Consider the following 22,397-nt stretch of genomic DNA (forward strand, 5'->3'; position numbering starts at 1 on the left):
ATCGGCCGATATCAAGAGGCCCGCAGTGTCGGTGAGGACCGGGAATCGGCGTACTACACGATGTTCCACGGCACCGCCCACGTCATCCTCGGCTCGGGGCTGACCATCGCGGGCGCCACGTTCTGCCTGCACTTCACCAACCTGCCGTACTTCCAGTCTCTCGGTATCCCGCTGGCCATCGGCATGGTGACCGTGGTGTTCGCGGCGCTGACCATGGGACCGGCCGTGATCACGGTCGTCACGAAGTTCGGCAAGACCCTCGAGCCCAAACGGGCCATGCGTACCCGCGGCTGGCGCAAGGTCGGCGCGGCGGTCGTGCGCTGGCCCGGACCGATCCTGATCGCCACCATTGCCCTGTCGCTGATCGGCCTGCTGACCCTGCCCGGCTACCGGACCAACTACAACGACCGCAAGTACCTGCCGTCGGACCTGCCGGCCAACAGTGGGTACGCCGCGGCCGACCGGCACTTCTCCCAGGCCCGCATGAACCCCGAGCTGCTGCTCATCGAGAGCGACCACGATCTGCGTAACTCCGCGGACTTCCTCGTCGTCGACAGGATCGCCAAGCGCATCTTCCAGGTCCCCGGCATCTCCCGGGTGCAGGCCATCACGCGCCCGCAGGGCACGCCGATCGAGCACACCTCGATCCCGTTCCAGATCAGCATGCAGGGCACCACGCAGATGATGAACATGAAGTACATGCAAGACCGCATGAAGGACATGCTGAAGATGGCTGACGAGATGCAGGTCTCCATCAACACCATGGAATCCATGGTCAAGCTGACCCAGGAGATGGCTGACACCACGCACAGCATGGTCAGCAAGATGCATGTGATGGTCACCGACGTCGCCGAATTGCGGGACCACATCTCCGATTTCGACGACTTCTTCCGGCCCATCCGCAACTACCTCTACTGGGAACCGCACTGCTTCGACATCCCGGTCTGCTGGTCGATGCGGTCGATCTTCGACACCCTCGACGGCGTCGACACCATGACCGACGACATTCAGAAGCTGATGCCGGACATGGACCGGCTCGATGTCCTGATGCCGCAGATGGTCAAGATCATGCCGCCCATGATCGCGACGATGAAGAACATGAAGACGATGATGCTGACCATGCAGGCCACCATGGGTGGGCTGCAGGATCAGATGGAAGCGATGATGAAGGACCAGACGGCCATGGGCCAGGCCTTCGACGCCTCCAAGAACGACGACTCGTTCTACCTACCGCCGGAAACGTTCAACAACCCGAACTTCAAGCGCGGCATGAAGATGTTCCTGTCCCCCGACGGCCACGCGGTGCGGTTCATCATCAGCCACGAGGGCGATCCGATGAGCCCCGAAGGCATTTCGCACATCGACGCCATCAAGCAGGCCGCCAAGGAAGCCATCAAGGGATCCCCGCTGGAGGGCTCGAAGATCTACCTCGGCGGTACCGCGGCGACCTTCAAGGACATGCAGGAAGGCGCCAACTACGACCTGCTGATCGCCGGCATCGCCTCGCTGTGCCTGATCTTCATCATCATGCTGATCATCACCCGCAGCGTGGTGGCCTCGGCCGTCATCGTCGGGACCGTCGTCATATCCCTGGGGGCATCCTTCGGCTTGTCGGTGCTCATCTGGCAGCACCTCGTCGGGCTGGAACTGCACTGGATGGTGCTGGCCATGTCGGTGATCATCCTGTTGGCCGTCGGCGCCGACTACAACCTGCTGCTCGTGTCCCGGTTCAAGGAGGAGATCCACGCCGGGCTCAACACCGGCATCATCCGCGCCATGGGCGGCACCGGCTCGGTGGTCACCTCGGCAGGCCTGGTGTTCGCCTTCACCATGATGTCCATGGCCGTCAGTGAACTCGCCGTCATCGGCCAGGTCGGCACCACCATCGGCCTGGGCCTGCTCTTCGACACCCTGGTCATCCGGTCGTTCATGACGCCGTCGATCGCAGCCCTGCTCGGAAAGTGGTTCTGGTGGCCCCAGCAGGTGCGCCAGCGGCCGTTGCCCGCGCCGTGGCCCGAGCCGGCGAAGAAGGACCGGGCGGACTCGCTCGCCTGACGCCCGGCGCTCAGGCAGGCTGTGGCGCGTCCTGTTCCAACCGGGATTTCAAGTGCGCCAGCTTTATCGGCCAACTGTGTGAGATCAGCGGAAGCACGACGCTGCCCGGGCTGACATCGTCGTGGACGAGGGTGAGCCGCACCAGATCGTCGAGCGGCTCGATGTCGAAATGCACGCGTGAGCACGGCTCGGCGGCAGCGGCCGTGAGCAGTTCCTCGGTGAGGTCGGAGACGTCGGCGGCGAGCGTGCGGAAGGTGAATCCGAGCCGTCGATACGGATCGGACTCCAGGATGACCTGATCGGGGTGTTCGGTCCGCGTACCGTTCTCGATCCACACGTAGCTCGAACCCTTGAGCCAGGCCGACTCGATGGCGTGGCCCAGGTAGTCGGGTGCGACGGCCGGGTTGGTGACGGCCTGCCACAGTCGCTCGGGCGTTGTCCTTATATACGTGGTGTAGCGGAACTCTGTGACCTCGGGCGCGTCGTCCACCACCCGGTCGCCGAGGGCAGGCGTCGCCGCCCGGTTGTAGCGGTTGAGCCATCCGCCTGCGATCGCGGTGAGCGGCTCGGCGTTGACGTAGTGCAACTTGTGCCTGCCCTCGCGCACCGTGCTGACGAGCCCTGCCACCTCGAGCAGCGCCAGGTGCTTACTGATGGATTGCCGCGCGATCGGCAGGTCGGCGCAGAGCTCGGCGAGACTCTGCCCGTCACGGTCGTTGAGAGCATCCAGCAACCGCCGCCGGTTCGGGTCGGCCAGCGCCTTGAACACCTCGTCCATCGCCTGCCGACCTCCTGATCCGCGACCGTTCGACCGCGCCGTCCCATTATGCAGCCACCCGGCTGCATGTCGGCTCCCGGCAGCCCGCGAAACGACGTCAATACGCGACATGGGAGAGGAATTGATACCGGTCTGCCATTCGCCAGATTCACTGCGCGACGTCCGGGGCGACAATGCCGCCCGCAACTCGTATGACGCAACCCGGTCCGGACGCCGAGCGCCGAGACCCGTTCGGCGACCCCATCCCAGGTGGTCTCGAAATTGCCTATTTGATAAGCAATTTCGGCCAATTCACGCATTCCCCCACCCACCGGCGCCGTGACGCAACAACAGCTGAACCAAGTGCGACAACGACATTGGAGTAAACCGTCACACGAACCCGAGGTCCACCTCGGCAGGCCGGAAAAGCATCGGAAAACCCACCGCAGAAGACCACACTGATTGCGAAATTGCGTGAACCAGCCAATAGTTCACAGCCCTTGTGAAGGGTGTCACATATTTTGTCAGCCCAGTTTGCCTGCTGTTAACGTCCCGCCGCATGTTTGCTATTGCGACCGCATCGCTGATGGCGCTCGTCCAGTCCGTTTCGGGCACGCCGTATATCTCCGGTGGTGACACCCCCGCCGGGACCGACTGCTCCGGTCTGGCCTCCTGGGTCAGCAACGTGGCAACCGGCCGCCCTGCCTTCGGGGACCGCTTCAACACCGGCAACCAGGAGCGCGCGCTGCTGGCCCGTGGCTTCAAGTACGGCAGCGAGCCGGGCGCCTTGGTGATCGGCTGGAACGGCGGCCACACCGCCGTGACCCTGCCCGACGGCACGCCGGTGTCGTCCGGCGAGGGCGGCCGCGGCGTCAAGGTCGGCGGCGGTGGCGCCTTCCAGCGTCAGTTCACGCACCACATGTACCTGCCGGTCGCCACCGAGGATCCGGCCGCGGTGGCGCCCGAGGCGCCCGCACCGTTCGACGCGCCGCCGCCGGAAGCTCCGATGCCGCCGGGACCCCCGCCGATGGCCGACCCGATGACTCCCCCGCCGGCCGACCCGTTCGCCCCGCCCCCGCCGGTTCAGCTGGACATGCCGGCTCCGCCTGCTCCTGAGGCACCCGAGGCGCCGCCGGCGGACCCCTTCGCTCCGCCCATGCCGGTCTGACCCGACACGGGTCACACCGATCGGGGCGCTATGGAGCACGATCTCTCGGCTAACCTCGCCCGAGTGATCGTGCTCCTGCCTCCGTCCGAGACCAAGCGCGCCGGCGGGGACGGCCCGCCCCTACGCCTGGACCAGCTCAGCTCGGCGGCCCTGACGCCGCTGCGTGAAGAGCTCGTGGACCAACTGATCGGCTTGTCCGCCGATCTACCGGCAAGCCGCAAGGCCCTGGGGCTCTCGGCCAAGCAGGACGCCGAGATCGAGCGCAACGCCGAACTGCGTTCTGCCCCGACACTGCCTGCGATCCACCGCTACACCGGCGTGCTGTACGACGCACTCGACGTCGGTTCGTTGCGTGGCGCTGCCGCCGAGCGGGTGCGGGCCCGCCTCGCGATCGGGTCGGCGTTGTTCGGCCTACTTCGTGCCGACGATCCGGTGCCCGCATACCGGCTGTCGGCGACGTCGAAACTGCCCGGACAGGCGAGGCTGAGCACCCGCTGGCGTCCGGCGCTGGAGCCGGTGCTCGCCGAATTGTCCGCCAACCATCTGATCGTCGATCTGCGATCAGGCTCCTACGCCGCGCTCGGCCGCATACCCGGCGCGGTCCGCGTGCAGGTGCTCGCCGAACACGCCGACGGACACCGCACCGTGGTCAGCCACTTCAACAAGGCTCACAAGGGACGGCTGGCACGGGTGCTGGCAAGTTCCCGATCCGAACCGGGCGACGCCGCCGCGGTGGCCGCAGTCGCCCGTAGGGCTGACATGCACGTCGAACGCGACGGCGACGAGCTGACTGTCGTCGTGCCCGCCTGACCCGACGCGCTAGGTGAGTTTGCCGACTTGCACGATGCTGTCGGCGAATTCGCTCGGCGCCTCCTGCGGGACGTTGTGCCCGATGCCATCCAATACGCGGTGGGCATACTTGCCGGTGAACTGCCCGCGATAGGCAGCACCGTCCTTGTTGGGGCCGTCGAAATCGCTGCCGATCGTGATGGTCGGCACCGAAATAGGCGGTCGCGCAGCGAGTTTGCCCTCCAGCTCGGCATACCGCGGCTCCCCAGGAGCCAGCTCGAGCCGCCAGCGATAGTTGTCGATGACGATGTCGACGTGGTCGGGATTGTCGAACGCGGCAGCCGTCCGCGCGTAGGTCGCGTCGTCGAAATTCCATCGCGGCGAGGCGAGTTTCCAGATCAGCTTGTTGAATTCGGCGGTGTTCTGTCGATAGCCGGCGACGCCCCGCTCGGTGGCGAAATAGTACTGATACCACCAGCCGTGCTCGGCTTCCGGTGACAGCGGTTTCTGATTCGCCTCGAGATTGACGATCAGGTAGCCGCTGACCGCGACGAGGCCCGCGCAGCGCTGCGGCCAGATCGCCGCGACGATGCCCGCGGTGCGGGCGCCCCAGTCGAAGCCACCGAGGATCGCCTGCGGGATGTGCAGGGCGTCCATGAAGTCGACGACATCGGTGGCCAGTGCGCTCTGTTGCCCGTTGCGCATCGTGGTGGCCGACAGGAACCTGGTCGAACCGTAGCCGCGCGCGAACGGCACGATCACGCGGTAGCCCTGCGCCGCGAGCGCGGGCGCCACATCTACATAGCTGTGGATGTCATAGGGCCAGCCGTGCAGCAGGATCACCGGTTGCCCGTCGGAGGGGCCCAGTTCCGCGTAGCCGACGTCGAGCAACCCCGCGTTGATCTGTTTGACCGGACCGAGCGAGGTATGTCCTTGGGCCGACGGGGTGGTCGGCGCAGGCGCGGTCTGTGACGACGACGAGCACGCTGCCACCGTCGCTCCCGCCGCCACTGCCATCAACCCCATCGAAAGATTGCGCCTGCTGATCACCATCGGACTCCTCTCCTGGGGCACTCCCCAGCAATACCGACAACACATTGGACCCACAAGTCCAGAAACCGTCGGCGGCAGCACCTTCGGCCGCGCTCGGACCGATTGATCATATTGTCGCCGAGCTTTTGCGCTGCCACCGCGGTCGAAGCGTTCCCGGCGCGCCGAAACTGCCGCGATGGTGGTTCAACGCCGGCTCATAAGATGGGCCAGTGCCTGCCGAGAATTGCCGATTGATGCAGCGGTGTTGACGCTCAATGGTGTTCGCGCGGCAGCTGCTTGCTGCATCGCGCTGGTGGTCGCGCTGACCGCTGCAGGATGCGCGCACCCCACACTCGCGCCCTCGCACAGTCAGGCGACATTGACCGCGACGCCCGCCGTATCCGCGGTATGTTCACCGGCCCAGTTGGTGCACTGCGTCCCAGGGCTCGCCGACATCGAACCGGACTTGTTCGACCTCGTCAGCGTCCGGGGCGGACCGGACCCGGATTTCGCCGTCCTACCGCCGTCATCGGCACGGGACTCCGCGCCGCCAGAGTGCCAGAACATCCCCACGTTGGGCGCCGCGAAAGCCCCCGAGATCGACGCCGAGTACCGCCCCGCAGCAGCTGCGAGCGGCACACGGTTCCCCGCCAACGGCGGCGAGTACTTTCATGTCCGGTTCATGGTCGCCGAAAACAGCGATGACCTCGCGGCTCAGATGAACGTGTGGGCCAACCAGTGCCGGATGTGGAGCACCGCCCCGAGTCTCGACGACAACGGCGTGCACGGCTGGATGATCGCGGAGTCCGCCGACAAGCTGACCAGCTATGAGAGCGGTGACAGCGCGCAGTGGCCGTTCATCACCCATGTCGCCGCGACGAAACTGCCCAACGGGGTGATCGCGCAAGCCTTCTATCGCACCACCGACCCGTCTGCGACATCACGCAATCACGTCTTCTCGGCGGTCCTCGGGGCCGTCGGCCGGCCCAGGACACGGGCTGCGCTGCCGCCCTCACTCGCCGACTGGGATGCAGCGCAGATCTCCACGCTGCTGCCACCCCTGGGTGACGGTGTCACCATCGACGCTTCGGCAGGCGAGCCGGGTGGGCGCTGGTTGTTGTGCCCCGATGCAGACCGTGGCTCGCCGCTCTATGACCTGCAGGCGAGCTGGAGTCACCCGTCACAGGACGCACCGCTGCCGCCGAGTGTGCGAATAGCTCGGGCCAGGGCCGGTGTCGACTATCTGAGCGAGCTGCGTCGCGAGATCGCCACGTGCACAGCCCATCTAGTCGACAAACCGGCCTTGTGCTCCAGCCGCGACATCGACCAGGTCCTCGACAGTGATTCAGCCGTCGCCGACGGCGTGGACACCGTCCGAGTATCCCAGCGGTGGTTGCGGGTGCAAAACGTGCAGGGTTACGACAGGTGCGTCGAGGGTGCCGGAGCGTTCCGCATAGCCCAGCTGCGGGGGCTCATCGTCATCAGCAGCGCCGAAGCCGACGTGGTCAAGGGAACAATCGGTAATCCGACGCTGCCACTGAGCACTCTCGATGAACTAACCGCACAAACCGTACATGCGATCAACATGGCGTGAATGGCTCAGGTGAGAGCACCGCTGACGGCGGCGGTCTCGTCCGGAATCTGGTTGACTGCGGCCGTTTTCAGCACGACGCGCTTCGGGATGTCAACGGCCGTAATCGTTTTCGTCGCAGGCTCGGTGACGTAGGCGGTGGACCCGAGCGCCATCACCGCCGGCCGCGGGTCCTGCCACTGCGCGGATTCGGTCCACGGCTCAGTCACTTTCAGCTCACCGGCCACTGCACCGGTGTCCGGATCCAAAAACCGGAGCACCCCGTCGGTGCCGAGCACCAGGGCCTCACCGAACTGGCCCCGGGCGAGCGAGCGGAAGCTATACGACGCGGGCAGCTCGACGAGACGCATTGTGTCGGTACGCGTGTCGACCAGGCTGACCCTCGTCGGCCGCTCAGGCTGCGCAGCCTTGTCGACTTTGTAATCCCCCAGCACGATCGGGTGCGCCTCGGTCGCGGCCACGTTCCCGATCCGGGCGTAGCCCGGCGTCGGACTCGACACCTTGGCGATCGCGTCACCGTGGACCACAAGCATCCCGTCCTCGCATCCGAACACCACGGCACCGCCGGCCGCGGCACCCTCGCCGTGCACACCGGGGCAGTTCTTCGCCTCGGCGACGACAGCGCGCCCTGCATCGAGCACCGTCACCCCGGTCCGGGTGTTGTCGTCGCCCACGGTGATCAGGAGCGATCCGTCGGTGCGCTGCACCGCAACTCCGTGGTGCGGATGCGGCGCCGTATACACCGACCGCGGGGCGGCGGGATCGCCGATGCGGTCGCCGGCAATGGAAGTCGCCGTGCCGGCACCGTCGGAGAACAGCACGGTAGCGCCGTCGTGCACCACCACGTGACCGGGCTCAGGTGCGGCGATCCGGATGTCGGTTCGCTTGGGCGCAGCGGTGCGATAGTGGGCGTGATCGCCGTGCGGCTGCGCCCAGGTGCCCAGGTCGAGCACGCCGAAGCCGTCACCTTCGGCGATGATCACGTGCCGGCCGTCACCGGCCGGACGCACTCGCAGGTAACCGCTGCCCGGCAGATCTGCTACCGGTTCGAGGGTGGCGGCGTCGAGGACCATCACCCCACCGTCGTAGGTGACCGCCAGACGCGGGGTGGGCCGACGCTGTTCGGTGGCGCTTTCGTCGTTGGCGCTGTGGGCATCACCGTCGTCGTGCCCGACGTCCGACGACGAGGCCGGCTCATTCGCGGTGCCGCAGCCGGCGAGAAGCAGGATCGCGACGAGGGCAGGGGCGATATGACGGGGGTGCATGGCGACAACAAGTAGCCGGTGCTGAAATCCATTGTCAAAGCGCCGCATAAAGATACGTGCATGAACGATGCCGACGACGGGGGGTCGAGGCCCACCAGCGGCACGGAACTCCGAGTTGTGTCACCGCCGGCAATCGAGGTCCACGTACACCGTTGTGTACTGCAACACCTGACCGGGGCCCATCAGCGTGAAGGGAGAGTTGACGGGTGGCTGCGGACCCGTGACGGAGCGTCCCTGCCGAACAGCACTGACCGTGCAGTTCTCGATGGAACCGCTGCCGACCTTGCTCAGGATCACCCGATAGCCCTCACTCTGCAGCTGATCGATGGTGTCGGTAGCGGCGGCCCCAGGCTGCGGCGCAGCGACCGCCGGGGCCGCAGCGCCCACACCCGCAGTCACCAGTCCGAAACAGACTGCCACCAGGCGCTGCCCGCCAAATTTCACCAGATTTCGTTTCACAGGACTTCATCGCCCCTTTCAGGTTCGGTCAATGCCCGTTAACCGTAGGCTGCCGAAAATCTGCGACGCTCAGCGAAATCACCAATTCATATGAAACACATACGGTTCCATCGTCAGGCTGACTTCATGTCCCCTTCATAGCGTTTGCATGTAATGACCGCCGGCCGGCGCCTTGCCATTCAGTCGCCGTTCGGATCCTTTTGCGGCACAATCAATCCCTCGGACCGCTGGGCGCGGCTGCCCACAGCCGGCGACGAAACCCACATCATCTCGCCTGCAGACAGGCCCTTGCATTTGCCGTACTCAATTCAGCGAAGGCCATAAATGCCACACAGCTAACTTACAGACAACGATTCAAGATCCCGGCGATCGACGACAAAGGTGGGGTTCCCCCACGGCCGAGGCGATCAGACCCCTCGTACTGATCGCCTCGACGTCCCCAGATCTTTGGACATCCGACGCCACCCTGTCAAGGGGGGCGGCCATTTATTTGCCATAAACCAAGGTCAAAGACCTGCAGCACCAGCCGATACCGGCGGTTTCGACATGTTCGGGCCGGGTCGCACCAGGCGCGGGCAACACCAAGGGAACCGGTCAGTCATGGCCGCCAGGTTTTCTCCCATGGCTAATATCACGAACAGATCTCGACACGTAGTGAGAGGTTGCTGCACACGAATCGTCCGCAGGGTCCGCCGAGTAGCCACGACCCGAGTGTCGAACCCGTATGGTCAGGCCATGTCAAGCCAGTCCCCCACGCGCACGGCCGGATTGCGGGCCGCGCTCGCTCGCGCCGAAGCATTCCTGTCCGGGCTCGATGACCGACCGGTCGCGGCGCGCGGCGATGCGTCAGCCGTGCGGGCGGTCCTCGGTGGCCCGCTGCCCACCGACGGCGAAGACCCCGTCGCCGTCGTCGACGCACTGGCCGCCGGGGTCGAACCTGGGCTGGTCGCCACTGCCGGTCCTCGCCACTTCGGCTTCGTCATCGGTGGCGCGATGCCCGCCGCATTGGCGGCGGACTGGCTCGTGTCGGCGTGGGACCAGAACGCGGCGTATCACTCGCTGTCGCCGGCCGCGGCGGCCATCGAGGAGGTCACCGCGGGCTGGCTGCTCGACTTGTTCGGCTTACCGCCCGCGGCCGGCGTCGGATTCGTCACCGGCGCACAGGGCGCGAACACGACCTGCCTGGCGGCGGCGCGGCATGCCGTGCTGGCTCGGGTCGGCTGGGACGTCGAGCGGGACGGTTTGACCGACGCGCCCCGGGTACGCGTGCTGTGCGGAGACCAGGCACACGCCACCATCTACACGGCGTTACGGTTGCTGGGTCTGGGCGACGCCACGGCGATCCGGATCCCGGCCGATGCCCAGGGCCGCATGGATCCCGACGCCCTGGCGCAGGTTCTCGCCGATGACGCCGGGCCCACGATCGTCTGTGCTCAGGCTGGCAACGTGTCCACCGGTTCGTTCGACCCGTTCGAGCCCATTGCCGACACCTGCGCTGCGCACGGCGCCTGGCTGCACGTCGACGGCGCTTTCGGGCTGTGGGCGGCTGCGGCACCCGGCACCCGGCACCTCACGCGAGGCGTACAGCGGGCCGATTCCTGGGCTGTGGATGCACACAAGTGGCTCAACGTGCCCTACGACAGCGCGATGGCGATCGTGGCGGACCCTGACGCCCATCTGGCCGCGATGACGCTGGCCGGCCCCTACCTGGTCGTCGATCCGGGCCAACGGGACGGCACCAACTTCGTCCCGGAGAGTTCGCGCCGGGCCCGGGCCATCCCGGTGTACGCGGCACTGCGTTCCCTCGGCCGCACCGGCGTTGCCGAACTCGTGGAACGCAACTGCGCGCAGGCTCGCCGCATGGCCGCACTGCTGGTCGAGATCCCGGGCTCCGAGATACTCAACGACGTGGTGCTCAACCAGGTGCTGGTCCGGCTACCCGGCGACGACGACGCGAACCGGCGCGCTGTCGCGGCCATTCAGGCCGACGGCACGTGCTGGCTGGGTGGCACCACGTGGCACGACCGTTACGTTCTGCGGGTGTCCTTCTCGAACTGGGCGACCACCGAGGACGATGTCGACCGGTCGGCTGCCGCGATCCGGGCGGCGATCAGCACACTGTGACGAGGCGACGTCCTGCCGTGCAGGCGGCGCCGAATATCCTTTAGTCGAATTCGAGCGAACGCCGACGACAGGTACGTCTTCGAAAGGGTGGACAACCCGATGGTGAACCAGCAGCAGGCCGACAAGATGACGTCAGGGAAAGGTTTCGTCGCGGCGCTCGATCAGAGCGGCGGATCGACTCCCAAAGCGCTGCGGCTGTACGGGATCGAGGACAGCGCGTACTCGTCGGAAGACGAGATGTTCGATCTGATGCACCAGATGCGGGTACGCATCGTCACCTCACCGGTGTTCGGTGGCGACCGGGTGCTCGCGGCAATTCTCTTCGAGCAGACGATGGATCGCGCGATCGACGGCAAGCCGAGCGCCGCGTACCTATGGGAGGACAAGGGCGTGGTGCCGCTGCTCAAGATCGACAAGGGCCTGGCTGAGACGACCGACGGCGTTCAGTTGATGAAGCCCATTCCGGATCTCGACGCGTTGCTCGCCCGCGCGGTGCAGAACGGCATCTTCGGTACCAAGGCGCGTTCGGTGATCGGCGCCGCCGATCCGATCGGGATCGCAGCGGCCGTCGCGCAGCAGTTCGAGCTCGGTGGGCAGGTGCTGGCGCACGGTCTCATCCCCATCCTTGAGGCCGAGGTGACGATCTCGATCGCCGACAAGGCCGAGGCCGAAAATCTGCTGCGCGACGAAATCGCCAAAAATCTCGAGGCGCTGCCGCAGGGCCAGCGCGTGATGCTCAAACTCACCTTGCCGAGCGTGGCCAATCACTACGAGGTGTTCGTGGAGCACCCCAAGGTGATGCGGGTCGTCGCGCTTTCCGGTGGATATTCGCGCAGCGAGGCCAACGCCCTGCTGGCGCAGAACACCGGTGTGATCGCCAGCTTCAGCCGGGCCCTGACCGAGGGCCTCTCGGCGCAGCAGTCCGACGAAGAGTTCAACGCCACGCTGGACGCCTCGATCCAGTCGATCTACAACGCCTCGGTCGCGGGCTGACGCGCACCAGAAAGATACGCATATGGTCATCTCCATCGCCCGTCCCAAGCTGGAGGGCAACGTCGCGGTCGGCGACGACAGGCAGATCGGATTCGCCGAATTCGGCGATCCTCAAGGGCGGGCGGTGTTCTGGCTGCACGGCACGCCCGGTGCCCGGCGCCAGATCCCGACCGAAGCCCGGATGTACGCCGAGCAGAACAACATTCGGCTGATCGGGGTGGACCGCCCCGGTATCGGCTCGTCCACCCCGCACCAGTACGACCGGGTTCTCGATTTCGGTGACGATCTGCAGACGATCGCCGACACGCTCGGTATCGAAAAGATGGCGGTGGTCGGGTTGTCCGGCGGTGGGCCCTACACCCTGGCGTGCGCGGCGGCCATGCCCGACCGGGTGACAGCGGCAGGCGTGCTCGGCGGGGTGGCCCCACTGGTCGGGCCCGACGGCATCCACAGTGGCCTGATGGATCTCGGGGCCAGTGTGGCGCCGCTGTTGCAGGTGGCGGGTACGCCGATCCGGCTCGCGGCGTCCGGCCTGATCCGGCTGATCCGTCCGGTGGCGTCCCCGGCCCTGGAGATCTACGCCCGGATGTCGCCCGAAGGCGACCGCCGGATGCTGGGCCGCCCGGAGTTCAAAGCGATGTTCCTCGATGACCTGCTCAACGGCAGCCGCAAGCAACTGGCTGCGCCGTTTTACGACATCGTCGTGTTCACCCGCGACTGGGGCTTCCGCCTGGATGAGATCACTGTGCCGGTGCGGTGGTGGCACGGCGACCATGACCACATCGTCCCGTTCGCCCACGGCAAGCACGTGGTGTCAAGATTGTGCGATGCGCAGCTCACCGAGTTGCCCCACGAAAGTCACCTGGGCGGGCTCGGCTGCGCCGAGGAGATCATGCACACCATGATCGAGGTTTGGGATTCCGCGGAAAGCACCGCGACGAAGGGTTGACCTCAACCATTGTTGAGGATGGAGGCTGTCGTCATGACAGCCTCCATCACCCAGATTCGAACCGACCTGTGGGAAACCCGAACGGACTCACCGTTTCCCGGGTTGACCACCCACGGGTACCTGTGGAAAGCCAACGGGCACAACGCGTTGTTCTACTGCCCAGCCACCGACGCCGACTTCGGCGCCATCGATGAGCTCGGTGGCGTCGACGATCAGTACCTCTCGCATCAGGACGAAGCCGGGCCGATGCTGGCCCGTATCGCCGAGACGTTCGGCGCGCGCCTGCACGCACCGGCCGCCGAGCTGGCGACGATCGGCAGGCACGCCCATGTCGATGTGCCGGTGTCCAGCCGCCACCTCGACGCCAACGGTGTCGAGGTGATCCCGACTCCCGGCCACACCCCGGGCAGCACCAGCTATCTCGTCGACGGCAGCGACGGACGCTACCTGTTCACCGGTGACACCATTTTCGTCAGCGCCGACGAGCGGTGGTCCACCTTCGTCATTCCCGGCGTCGGTGACAGCGCGGCCCTCACCGACAGCCTGGAACTGCTCGCGACGCTCGAACCGGACGTGGTGATCTCCAGCGCCTTCGGCGCCACAGCAGTCACGGTGCTCGGTAACCGGCGATGGGCCGACTGCGTCGCCGAAGCCCAAAGCACCGTTGCAGCGCACCGCTGAGATCGAACTCCGGGCTTTTGAGGTAGTCGATTACCCTATGCGTGCTCCGCGAGCCGTTCGACGATGGCTCGGTAGACCTGGTACAGCACCGGGCGACGGAGGTGTCCGATGTCCAGAATCGGCGAGCGCGCAGTAGTTCTCGGATGCAGCATCGGCGGCCTGCTCGCCGCCAGAGTGCTCGCCGACCACTTCGATCACGTCACCGTCATCGAACGCGACACTCTGCCCGACGGCATCGCGCAGCGACGGGGCGTACCCCAGGGACGCCACGTGCACGGACTGCTGTCCAGCGGGGCGCAGGCACTCGATGACCTGTTCCCCGGGTTCCTCGACGATCTCGTGGACGACGGCGCCGTCGTCCTCGACGGTTCCGGTGTGTCCCGGGTGTCGATGACCTTCGCCGGGCACCCGCTGAACCTCAACGGGCCGTTCGCCAAGCCCATCACGTCGTATCTGGCCACCAGACCATTCGTGGAAGCTCATGTCCGCCAACGGGTCCGGGCGATCTCCAACGTCGAGATCCTCGACGGGCACGACGCCGTCGAGTTCGTCGTCGCCGGCGCCGGGCGCGTCACCGGGGTACGGGTCGCAGCCCACGACGGAACCCGCCACCTGGAGGTGCCCGGCGATCTGGTGGTCGACGCGACGGGCCGGGCCGCGCGGACCCCGGCCTTCCTGGACAGCATCGGCTACAAACGTCCTACCGAGCATCGCAACACCATCCACGTCGCCTACACCAGCCAGTTGGTGCACATCCCGTCCGACGCCATCGTCGAACGACTCTTCCTGATCGGGGCACGTCCCGAACTACTGTGCGGGGGTGCGCTTTTCGCGTGTGAGAACGACACCTGGATGCTGACACTGGTCGGCATGACCGGACTTCAACCGCCCGTCGACCGAGATGGCATGCTCCATTTCGCGGAGAAGTTCGCGCCCGCGGCGATGATGACGGCGCTGCGGGCGGCCGAACCGCTCACCGAGCCCGTCACCTACCGCTACCCCGCCAGCGTGCGCCGGTTCTACGAGCGGTTGCCCCAATTCCCCAGCGGGCTGCTGGTATTCGGCGATGCCATCTGCAGCTTCAACCCGGTTTACGGTCAGGGCATGTCGGTGGCAGCCCTGGAAGCACTCGCCTTGCGGGACTGCCTGAAGGACGGACCCCAGGACCTGGCGCGCCGGTTCTTCCGCGCAGCCGCCAAACCCCTTGGCCGAGCGTGGCAGATGGCATCGGGTGCCGATCTGACGCTGCCCGGGGTCGAGGGCCACCGGTCGCCGTCGATCCGGTTCGCCAACGGGTACACCGAGCGAGTCCTGGCTGCCGCTGAATCGGATGGCCAGGTGGCCGAGACGTTCCTGCGGGTGACCAACCTCGTCGATGCACCCTCGGCGCTGCTGCGACCGTCGATCGTCGCACGCGTGATGGCCGGCCCGCGGCGGCACCCGCGCGCGTCCGTCCCGTCGCGCCCGCAGGTACCGGCTCAACCCGCGTGACGGCGGACTGGATCAGCGCGTCCGGTCGAGCACCTCACGCACCAGGTCCATCGACGTGTCCGGATGCAGGAACGCGAAGCGACCGACCGTCTCGCCCTCCCACTTGGTGGGCGGGATGAACGCGATCTCGTCGTCGTGCAACTTCTGCGCCCACGCGTCGTAATCCTCGCCCTGCCACCCGAGCCGACTGAACAGCACCACGCCCAGATCGGGCTCGCGGATGAGTTCGAGGTGCGACTCGCTGTTGATCAGCACCGCGGTCTGCCGGGCCAGCTCGGCGGCCACCTCGATGGCCTCGCGATAGGCCTCGATTCCGTTGACCGCCAACGAGAACCACAACGGCAAGCCGCGGGCCCGGCGGGTCAGGTGGTAGGCGTAGTCGGTCGGGTTCCACTCGCCGTCGGAGGTGTGGATGACGTCGAGGTAGGACGCGTCCTGCGTGTGGGTGGCCCGGGCCAGCTCCGGATTGCGGTACAGCAGCGCGCAGCAGTCGAACGGTGTGAACAACCACTTGTGCGGATCGAGGATGAACGAGTCGGCCTGTTCTATGCCGTCGTACTTCGAGCGCAGCGACCGCGCGAAGATGCCCGAGCCGCCGTACGCCCCGTCCACGTGGAACCACCAACCACGCTCTTTGGCCAGCGCGCCGACCCCGGCCAGATCGTCGATGATGCCCGCGTTGGTGGTGCCCGAGGTACATACCACCGCGGCGATGTTGGGCGTGTCGGCGGGCACGGCGGCGCGCACGGTGTCGGCGGTCAGCCGGTGCTCGGGCGTGTCCACCACGAGGGCGTCCATCTCCAGCAGCTTGAGGGTGTTCACGATCGAGGAATGCGCGTCGGTGCCGACCACCACGCTGAGCCTGCCGGTGGCGCCGTGGCTCTTGGCGGTTTCGCGCGCCGTCGCGAGCGCCGACAGGTTTCCGGCCGAGCCGCCCGAGACGAAACAGCCACCGGCCGTCGAGGGCAGACCTGCCTCGTCGGCGATCAGCCGCAACACGGTGTTCTCGGCGGCGATGGCCCCCGACGCCTCCAGCCACGAGATGCCCTGGATCGATGCGCAGGACACGAGCATGTCGAACAGGAGGCTGGCCTTGGTGGGTGCGGCGGGGATGAAGCCCAGGAAGCGCGGACTGTCCGCCGAGATGATGCTCGGCGCGATCACGGAGCTGTACACGCCGAGCACCTCGTCGGGATGCCGCGGCGTCTCGCGGATCAGTCCGTCGAGACGACCGTAGAGCTCCTCGGCCGACAACGATCCCTTGTCCAAGGGCACCGGGTTCATCCGCAATCGGTTCTCGGCGTACGCCAGAACACTGCGAACGGTCTGTTCGGTGGTGTCGTCGACACTATGCATCGCCACAACTGCCTCCTCGCCGGTGCGGGCCCTGCCGGATCTGTGCGGACCCTGCACGGAGTCTGTCAGCCCGATTGACCGAAGGCGCCGTTTTCGCCGGGGCAGTTGTCCGGGCTCGCTTGGCCCGCAGGCGAGATCGGTTACTGTGCGCTGCCGCCCTGTAACGCCCGCCTCAACATGTGCATCGCCACGGTGGTCGAGCGCTCCCGGACGTCGGTGCGATCACCCGGCAGCCGGACCGTTCGGGTGACGGGCTCACCGCCTGCGAGCTGCACGGCGAAGCACACCGTGCCGACCGGCTTGTCTGCACTGCCGCCGCCTGGACCGGCGATCCCGGTGATCGCCACTGCGGTGTCGGCTTCGAAGCCGGCCAGCACCCCGGTGGCCATGGCTGCGGCCACCGGTTCGGAGACGGCTCCGTGTTGGGCCAGCAATGCTTCATCGACTTGTAGCAGTTCGGTTTTGGCCTCGTTGGCGTAGGCGACCACACCGCCTGCGACATAGGCCGACGAACCCGCTCGCTCGGTCAGCCGTGCCGCCAGCAGACCTGCGGTGCACGATTCCGCCGTCGCCACCCGGCGTCCGGCCAGCAGCGCGGCCACCTGCTCGTCGACCGTGGCGCCGTCCTCCGAGTAGAGGGTGTTGGCATGCCGGTCGCGCAGCAGCGTTACGAGTTCGGCGTACGCCTCTGCCGCCGCCGGTTCGTAGCGCGTGACGATCTCCAGTTCGCCGCGGCGCAGACACGTGGTGATCTCCAGATCGGCGAACCCGGCGATCGCCTGCTCGGCTTCGCGCAGGGTTTCGGCCAGACCGGACTCGGCGAGCCCGAACATGCGCAGCATCTCCTGGCGGTACACGGTGCGCTGCGCGATCGCCTGCTGGGCGGCCTCCGTCGCGATGGCCGTCGACCACATGGGTTGCAGTTCGCGCGGAGGACCCGGCAGCACGATCACGGTCGGCGTTCCGGGCACCACGACGCCGGGTGCGGTACCGATCGGGTCGAGGACCTCGGCGCCGACGGGCACCAGCGCCTGCTTGCGGTTGGCTGCCCGCACGGCCTCGAAGTCGATCTCCGAGAAGGTACCGCGACCTGCCATGAGCCGACGCAGGATTGCCGCGATCCGCTCCTCCATGTCGGTGTCCAAAACCAGTTCGCGGCCGCAGAACTCGGCGACCGTGGCCACCGTCAGGTCGTCCGCGGTGGGCCCGAGTCCACCGCTGGTGACGATCAGGTCCACCCCTTCTGCGGCCAGAAAGCGCAGCTGCGCGGCGATGTCGCGCGGGCGGTCACCACAGATGGTGATGTGGGCGAGCTCGACACCCAGCTCGAGCAACCGGTCGGCGATCCACGGCCCGTTGCGGTCCTGAACCCGTCCGGTGAGAACTTCGGTTCCGGTCACCACGATGCCTGCGCGTGCACTCACACCGCTGCACATTACGCAGCCCCCCTCGGCTCAGAAGCTGTAACCCAGCACAGCGGGCACGTCACTCGCGAATGCGGCGCCGAGCCGACGGATGAGGGCAGAGTCGTTACTCCGCAACCGGTTTGCCGTCGCAAACCCCTCGGCACGGTACCCGCCCAGGTACAGGCTGCCCAGCACGTCGAGATCGAGAGCGATGTCGGGCGGCGCGTCGGTGGGTGTGCACCGTGCGTGCCCGCCGCGGATCTGCAGCGCGAATCGTCCACGGTCGGCGACCTCAAGCACGACGTCCAGATCGTCCTGATAGCTGCGCGCTTCGAGAGCCGCCGGGATGTCCATGATGCGCAGCCACAGATCGTCGGTGCTGTTGGTCACCCGGACCAACCGCGGATTGGTCAGCAGCTGCGGCAGCTCGTCGTCGGGATGGGTCCACATGTTGACCTTCTCCATGAGATCCATGCCGAGCAGGGCACGCCACAGCGCCACCCGCGCGTCGGTAGTGGCGGCGGCGAACTCCCAGACGCGAATGGTCATGGGGTCATTGCCGTGCACGCGGTAGAGCACATAGCCGTCGGGATGCACGAACGCGAACAGTTCCGAGCACCCGTCGCGGGTGTTCTCCCGGTCAGCGAGCAGGTCGTCCCACAGCGCGCTCGGGCGCCGCAACCCACCTGGTGTCTGCAGCCGCCACCGGTCGTAGATCTCGGCGAAGACGTCGCGGTGGTCGCCCGGTTTGACCAATCGCACGCCACCGGGGTCGGCGACGGACGCGTGGAACGCCGCGAACCGGCGATCGACCGTGATCAACTGCTTGCCGGTCGCCGGGCCGTACCCGAACCGGCCGTAGATGCCGCCTTCGCTCGCGGTCAGCGCGGCGACGGGCAGACCCGCGTCGGCGATGCGCCGATGCAGCTCGGTGTACATCATCCGCAGGATCCCGCGTCTGCGGTGGGTCGGTGCCACGGCGACGAAACTGATGCCGGCCGTGGGCAGCACCGCACCTCCGGGCACGGTGAGCGACACGTTCAGGTAGAAGCACTGTCCGACGACGACGTCGCCGTCACGCACCACCAGCGCGCCGTCGGCGGGCACCAGGGTGCGCCAGGCGGCCATCGAATCCGGATGCCCGATCTCCCCGAAGGCAGTGCCCCCGAGCAGCGCCATCGCCGTCCAATCGGCATCGGTGCTCGAATCCAGAATCAGGTCAGCGGTCGGGGCACTCACAAAGCTCGACAGTGCCACATGGCCGAAGGCCGCCGCGAATGATTTTCGCGCTCAGCGGTCAGCGCGTGAGCCAGTTGCTCACCGTGGCCAGGTCGCGCGTGTAGGTGCCCATGATGTCGTCCTGGAATCGGCTGGCACCGCTGATCGCGTTGGTACCCCGCCAGATCACGCGGATCCGGTCGTTGCCGCGCTGGTAGACGTCGACCCGGTCGAGGTCGCGGCGCGCCCAGCCGCTGGACTCGGCTACCTGGGACAGATCGCGGCGCTCATCGGTTGTGGTCATCAGGCGATCCTATCGGCGCGTGGACTGGTCGATCGGCACGGTCACCGGCGCGGAGTTGTACCCGGTGACCCGAACCCAGTTGGCCTGGGGTTCCGGTCCGCTGATGGTGGCGGTCAGGATCACCGTTTCGCCCGGGTAGACCGTGACGTAGTTGTCGGAGTACTCGATGGGCAGGATCTCGTCACCGTCGTGGGTGTCGGTGACCTCGGCCCGGTCGAAGAACGCGATCTGCCGGGTGGGGTTGTGCAGGCGGATCGCCACCACGGTGCGATCGGGTCCGGCAGTGCGGGAGGCGCTGACCTGCAGGGGTGCGGGCGGCATGGTGTTGAGCGGGGTCATGTCGGCCCAACTGGTCTGGGCCAGGTCGAACGCCTGGTCGTTCATCGGGTTGCCGACGTCGTCGCGCTGCTGCGACTGCCAGTAGGTGTTCTCCGTGACGGCGTCACCGGAGGCGTCGAGCAGTTCGGCACGCACGAAGAACACCCGGGAGTCGCGGACCACATGCGGCAGCGCCAGGGCCTGCACGGCGCCGCCCGACGGCACCGAGATGGTGTCGGTGGTCCGGTCGTCCCGCACGCGCCCGGCCAGGTCGTAGGTACGCACCCGCACGTGCAGGCCGTGCTGGTCGGACGGCGTCTGGTTGACGACTGTGATGTTCGCCGTGTTGTGGTCGCCGGTGGCGAAGGAGTCGAACACCACCGACAGCGGTCGCAGGCCCTTCTTGGCGCCGAAGTAGGCGCCGCCGGGCCGTAGGTAGTAGTCGAACAGGTGCCCGAAGAACGACGGCCAATGGTTGTTGAGCATCCAGTAGATCGTCATCTTGTGGTTCTCCCAGCCCAGCGCGGCGAACGCCTCGAACTGGGCCCGGGTGGACTCGTAGTGGGCCAACTGCGCCTTGCGGGCGAATTCTTCCGCGTTGGGCGACGAGCCGTACCGTCGCACCACCGCCGTGCGGATGCTCTCCAGCGAGTTGTTACTGGGATTGGCCCCGGCGTGGAAGTACCAGGTGTCGTTGATCGGCCACAGCTTGTCCGGTGGGAGGAACTTCCGCAGGCTCGCGAACGGCGGGATGTTCTCGTTGTCCCCCTGCTCGGCGTTGGATCCTCGGGTGGCCTGATAACCGCCGCTGAACCAGTAGCTGGGTGGGCGCCAGGTGTACGGGCCCGCCATGTGGATGCCGTCCCAGTCGGGCTGCCCGTCACCGTCGCGGGCCAGTGACGACACCGTGTCGACGACGGCGTTCGGCCAGTGCAGCTCGGCCAGGATGCCGTGATAGGCGTCGAGGACCGACTGCGGCGGTTTACCGTCACTGCCGTTGGCCCAGATGAACGCTGACGGGTGACCACGCAGGGTCAGCAGCTGCGAGCGCAGGCTCTCGTTGGCGACGCGATGGTCCTCGGCGTCCCACTGCGACCACTTCTCCCACTGGTTGCAGCACATCCAGCCGTACATCAGCGGGATGCCCAGCTCGTCAGCCCGTTCGATGATGTTGTCGCCGGGGAACTTCCCCTCCAGCCGCAGCATGTTCAGGCCCATGTCGCGGACGTAGCCGAGGATGGCGTCCTCACGTTGCGGGTCGTACCGGAACAGCAGATCGGGGGTGTAAGCGGCGCCGCGGACCAGCAGGTCCTTGCCGTTGACCGTGAGGTAGAAGCTGCCACCGCGGCCCAGGTCCGGGTACTGCTCGTCGTCGTCGCGATGCTGGGTGATGGTCCGGATGCCGAACCGCGAGTCGTCGGTGTCGGTGGCCCGGCCGTACTGCCGGAACTCCAGGTGCAGGTTGTAGAGGTTGGGTTCGCCCATGGTGTACGGCCACCACAGATCCGGGTGGTGCACCGTCAGCGCGGCGTAGGAGTCCGGATCGAATTTCACCTCACGGCGCTCCCCCGCACCGAGGGTCACGGGTTGGTCGAGGGTGATGTCCGGCTTGCCCGCCCGGCTGATCGTCGCGCGCACGACGCCGCGCAGTGTGGTCGACGACGTGTTGCGGACGTCGCTGTACACGGTGAGCCGGGCCGTATCGGTCGACGGCAGGGGCAGCTCGGTGGTCACCATCGGATCGCTGACCACACCCGTGCCGGAGAAACTCAGGTACACCGGTTTGAAGATGCCCGCGTTGCGGTCGGCGACAAAGGAATTGCCGCGCAGCGGGTTTTTGCCCGGTCCCTGGTAGCCGATCTGGTTCCAGTTGATCCAGTCCCACCAGCTGTCGGCGAGCTCGACGCCGTTGATGTCCTGCAGGGCCTGCTCGGGGGTGACCTTGACGGCCAGGGTGTTCTGACCGCCCTGGTGCAGCCACGGTGTCACGTCGAGCTCGTGGGCGGTGTACATGCCGACCACCTCGGAGCTCCCCGCGATCTGGCGGCCGTTGAGCCACACTTCGGCGCGGTAGTTGATGCCGGGCAGCTCGATGCGATAGCTCGCGCTGCCTGCCGGCGCCGTGAATGTGGTCCGGTACCACCAGTCCTGGCGGTACAGATCGTCGGGAACGTTGGCCAGGTTCTCGCCGTAGTAGAGGTTGGGGTAGGTGCCGTCATCTTCGAGCGCCTGCAGCACCGTGGCGGGCATGTGCTCCACCTGATGCCAGCGGTCCCCGCGGAATCCGGTCGTGGAGATCTCGGCTCCCCCGGCCAACACGTCCCGCGCTGAGGTCAGCTGCCAGCCTGCCGACAGCTCGATGCGGCCCGACGGTGGCTCCGGCCGGGCGAACACGGGCAGGTCGGTGACACACACCGACAGCAACAGCAGCGTGACGACGA

At 66.8% G+C, this 22,397-nt stretch carries 18 protein-coding genes; 9 read left to right on the forward strand and 9 right to left on the reverse strand.

The genetic code is table 11. From position 1 onward, the window contains the following. On the forward strand, positions 1–2,055 hold a 2,055-nt coding region (locus tag A5784_RS21450), incomplete at its 5' end, for an MMPL/RND family transporter (protein WP_064946919.1). Between the two features lie 10 nt (positions 2,056–2,065). Here the strand turns inward: A5784_RS21450 and A5784_RS21455 are convergent. Then, entirely contained in the window at positions 2,066–2,833 is a 768-nt protein-coding gene (locus A5784_RS21455; protein WP_064946920.1) for an ArsR/SmtB family transcription factor, read from the reverse strand. A 538-nt stretch (positions 2,834–3,371) separates the two neighbouring features. Between A5784_RS21455 and A5784_RS21460 the strand changes: the two genes are divergently transcribed. After that, positions 3,372–3,980, forward strand: coding sequence for a hypothetical protein (locus A5784_RS21460; RefSeq protein ID WP_064946921.1), 609 nt, complete (start codon positions 3,372–3,374; stop codon positions 3,978–3,980). Between the two features lie 63 nt (positions 3,981–4,043). Next, positions 4,044–4,790 carry a peroxide stress protein YaaA gene (gene yaaA / locus A5784_RS21465; RefSeq protein ID WP_064946936.1) on the forward strand — a complete coding sequence of 249 codons (747 nt, stop codon included), beginning with the start codon at positions 4,044–4,046 and terminating at the stop codon, positions 4,788–4,790. 9 nt (positions 4,791–4,799) lie between these two features. Here yaaA and A5784_RS21470 read toward each other — a convergent pair whose 3' ends face one another. After that, positions 4,800–5,819, reverse strand: coding sequence for an alpha/beta fold hydrolase (locus tag A5784_RS21470; protein ID WP_064946937.1), 1,020 nt, complete (start codon positions 5,817–5,819; stop codon positions 4,800–4,802). 244 nt (positions 5,820–6,063) lie between these two features. Here A5784_RS21470 and A5784_RS39265 point away from each other — a divergent pair, with 244 nt between their 5' ends. Then, positions 6,064–7,395, forward strand: coding sequence for a hypothetical protein (locus A5784_RS39265; protein ID WP_232006177.1), 1,332 nt, complete (start codon positions 6,064–6,066; stop codon positions 7,393–7,395). A gap of 5 nt (positions 7,396–7,400) precedes the next feature. Here the strand turns inward: A5784_RS39265 and A5784_RS21480 are convergent, their stop codons facing one another. Together A5784_RS21480 and A5784_RS21485 are read right to left on the reverse strand one after the other, a co-directional pair. After that, on the reverse strand, positions 7,401–8,657 hold the full coding sequence (locus tag A5784_RS21480; protein WP_064946922.1) for a hypothetical protein: 1,257 nt from the start codon (positions 8,655–8,657) through the stop codon (positions 7,401–7,403). Between the two features lie 120 nt (positions 8,658–8,777). Next, complete coding sequence (locus tag A5784_RS21485) at positions 8,778–9,101, reverse strand: hypothetical protein (protein WP_232006179.1); 324 nt, start codon at positions 9,099–9,101, stop codon at positions 8,778–8,780. Between the two features lie 750 nt (positions 9,102–9,851). On the opposite strand from A5784_RS21485, the gene A5784_RS21490 reads away from it, so the two are divergent. The 5 genes from A5784_RS21490 to A5784_RS21510 all read left to right on the forward strand — a co-directional run bounded on the left by A5784_RS21490 (position 9,852) and on the right by A5784_RS21510 (position 15,354). Then, positions 9,852–11,240, forward strand: a complete 1,389-nt coding sequence (locus A5784_RS21490; RefSeq protein WP_064946923.1) for a pyridoxal phosphate-dependent decarboxylase family protein — start codon at positions 9,852–9,854, stop codon at positions 11,238–11,240. A gap of 99 nt (positions 11,241–11,339) precedes the next feature. Further along, positions 11,340–12,233 carry a fructose bisphosphate aldolase gene (locus A5784_RS21495; RefSeq protein WP_064946940.1) on the forward strand — a complete coding sequence of 298 codons (894 nt, stop codon included), beginning with the start codon at positions 11,340–11,342 and terminating at the stop codon, positions 12,231–12,233. A gap of 22 nt (positions 12,234–12,255) precedes the next feature. Continuing rightward, positions 12,256–13,182, forward strand: coding sequence for an alpha/beta fold hydrolase (locus tag A5784_RS21500; protein ID WP_064946924.1), 927 nt, complete (start codon positions 12,256–12,258; stop codon positions 13,180–13,182). A 33-nt stretch (positions 13,183–13,215) separates the two neighbouring features. Continuing rightward, positions 13,216–13,863 carry an MBL fold metallo-hydrolase gene (locus A5784_RS21505; RefSeq protein WP_064946941.1) on the forward strand — a complete coding sequence of 216 codons (648 nt, stop codon included), beginning with the start codon at positions 13,216–13,218 and terminating at the stop codon, positions 13,861–13,863. 108 nt (positions 13,864–13,971) lie between these two features. Further along, on the forward strand, positions 13,972–15,354 hold the full coding sequence (locus A5784_RS21510; protein WP_064946925.1) for an FAD-dependent oxidoreductase: 1,383 nt from the start codon (positions 13,972–13,974) through the stop codon (positions 15,352–15,354). A 12-nt stretch (positions 15,355–15,366) separates the two neighbouring features. Here the strand turns inward: A5784_RS21510 and A5784_RS21515 are convergent, their stop codons facing one another. The 5 genes from A5784_RS21515 to A5784_RS21535 all read right to left on the reverse strand — a co-directional run bounded on the left by A5784_RS21515 (position 15,367) and on the right by A5784_RS21535 (position 22,371). Then, positions 15,367–16,710, reverse strand: a complete 1,344-nt coding sequence (locus A5784_RS21515) for a pyridoxal phosphate-dependent decarboxylase family protein (RefSeq protein ID WP_064946942.1) — start codon at positions 16,708–16,710, stop codon at positions 15,367–15,369. A gap of 140 nt (positions 16,711–16,850) precedes the next feature. Next, positions 16,851–18,134, reverse strand: a complete 1,284-nt coding sequence (locus A5784_RS21520; RefSeq protein ID WP_064946943.1) for a competence/damage-inducible protein A — start codon at positions 18,132–18,134, stop codon at positions 16,851–16,853. A 30-nt stretch (positions 18,135–18,164) separates the two neighbouring features. Beyond that, entirely contained in the window at positions 18,165–19,355 is a 1,191-nt protein-coding gene (locus A5784_RS21525; RefSeq protein ID WP_286159437.1) for an enhanced intracellular survival protein Eis, read from the reverse strand. Between the two features lie 58 nt (positions 19,356–19,413). Further along, complete coding sequence (locus A5784_RS21530; protein ID WP_064946926.1) at positions 19,414–19,638, reverse strand: hypothetical protein; 225 nt, start codon at positions 19,636–19,638, stop codon at positions 19,414–19,416. A 9-nt stretch (positions 19,639–19,647) separates the two neighbouring features. Then, positions 19,648–22,371, reverse strand: coding sequence for a glycoside hydrolase family 2 protein (locus tag A5784_RS21535; RefSeq protein ID WP_064946945.1), 2,724 nt, complete (start codon positions 22,369–22,371; stop codon positions 19,648–19,650). Positions 22,372–22,397: the final 26 nt, after the last annotated feature.

Origin of the sequence: Mycobacterium sp. 852013-50091_SCH5140682 (genome assembly GCF_001665685.1) — a bacterium.
GTDB lineage: Bacteria > Actinomycetota > Actinomycetes > Mycobacteriales > Mycobacteriaceae > Mycobacterium.

Coding starts and splice junctions, on each gene's coding strand:
- A5784_RS21515 (WP_064946942.1), bottom strand. CDS start 16,710: ATGCATAGTGTCGACGACACCACCGAACAGACCGTTCGCAGTGTTCTG.
- A5784_RS21455 (WP_064946920.1), bottom strand. CDS start 2,833: ATGGACGAGGTGTTCAAGGCGCTGGCCGACCCGAACCGGCGGCGGTTG.
- A5784_RS21530 (WP_064946926.1), bottom strand. CDS start 19,638: ATGACCACAACCGATGAGCGCCGCGATCTGTCCCAGGTAGCCGAGTCC.
- A5784_RS21505 (WP_064946941.1), top strand. CDS start 13,216: ATGACAGCCTCCATCACCCAGATTCGAACCGACCTGTGGGAAACCCGA.
- A5784_RS21490 (WP_064946923.1), top strand. CDS start 9,852: ATGTCAAGCCAGTCCCCCACGCGCACGGCCGGATTGCGGGCCGCGCTC.
- A5784_RS21460 (WP_064946921.1), top strand. CDS start 3,372: ATGTTTGCTATTGCGACCGCATCGCTGATGGCGCTCGTCCAGTCCGTT.
- A5784_RS21495 (WP_064946940.1), top strand. CDS start 11,340: ATGGTGAACCAGCAGCAGGCCGACAAGATGACGTCAGGGAAAGGTTTC.
- A5784_RS21500 (WP_064946924.1), top strand. CDS start 12,256: ATGGTCATCTCCATCGCCCGTCCCAAGCTGGAGGGCAACGTCGCGGTC.
- A5784_RS21480 (WP_064946922.1), bottom strand. CDS start 8,657: ATGCACCCCCGTCATATCGCCCCTGCCCTCGTCGCGATCCTGCTTCTC.
- A5784_RS21510 (WP_064946925.1), top strand. CDS start 13,972: ATGTCCAGAATCGGCGAGCGCGCAGTAGTTCTCGGATGCAGCATCGGC.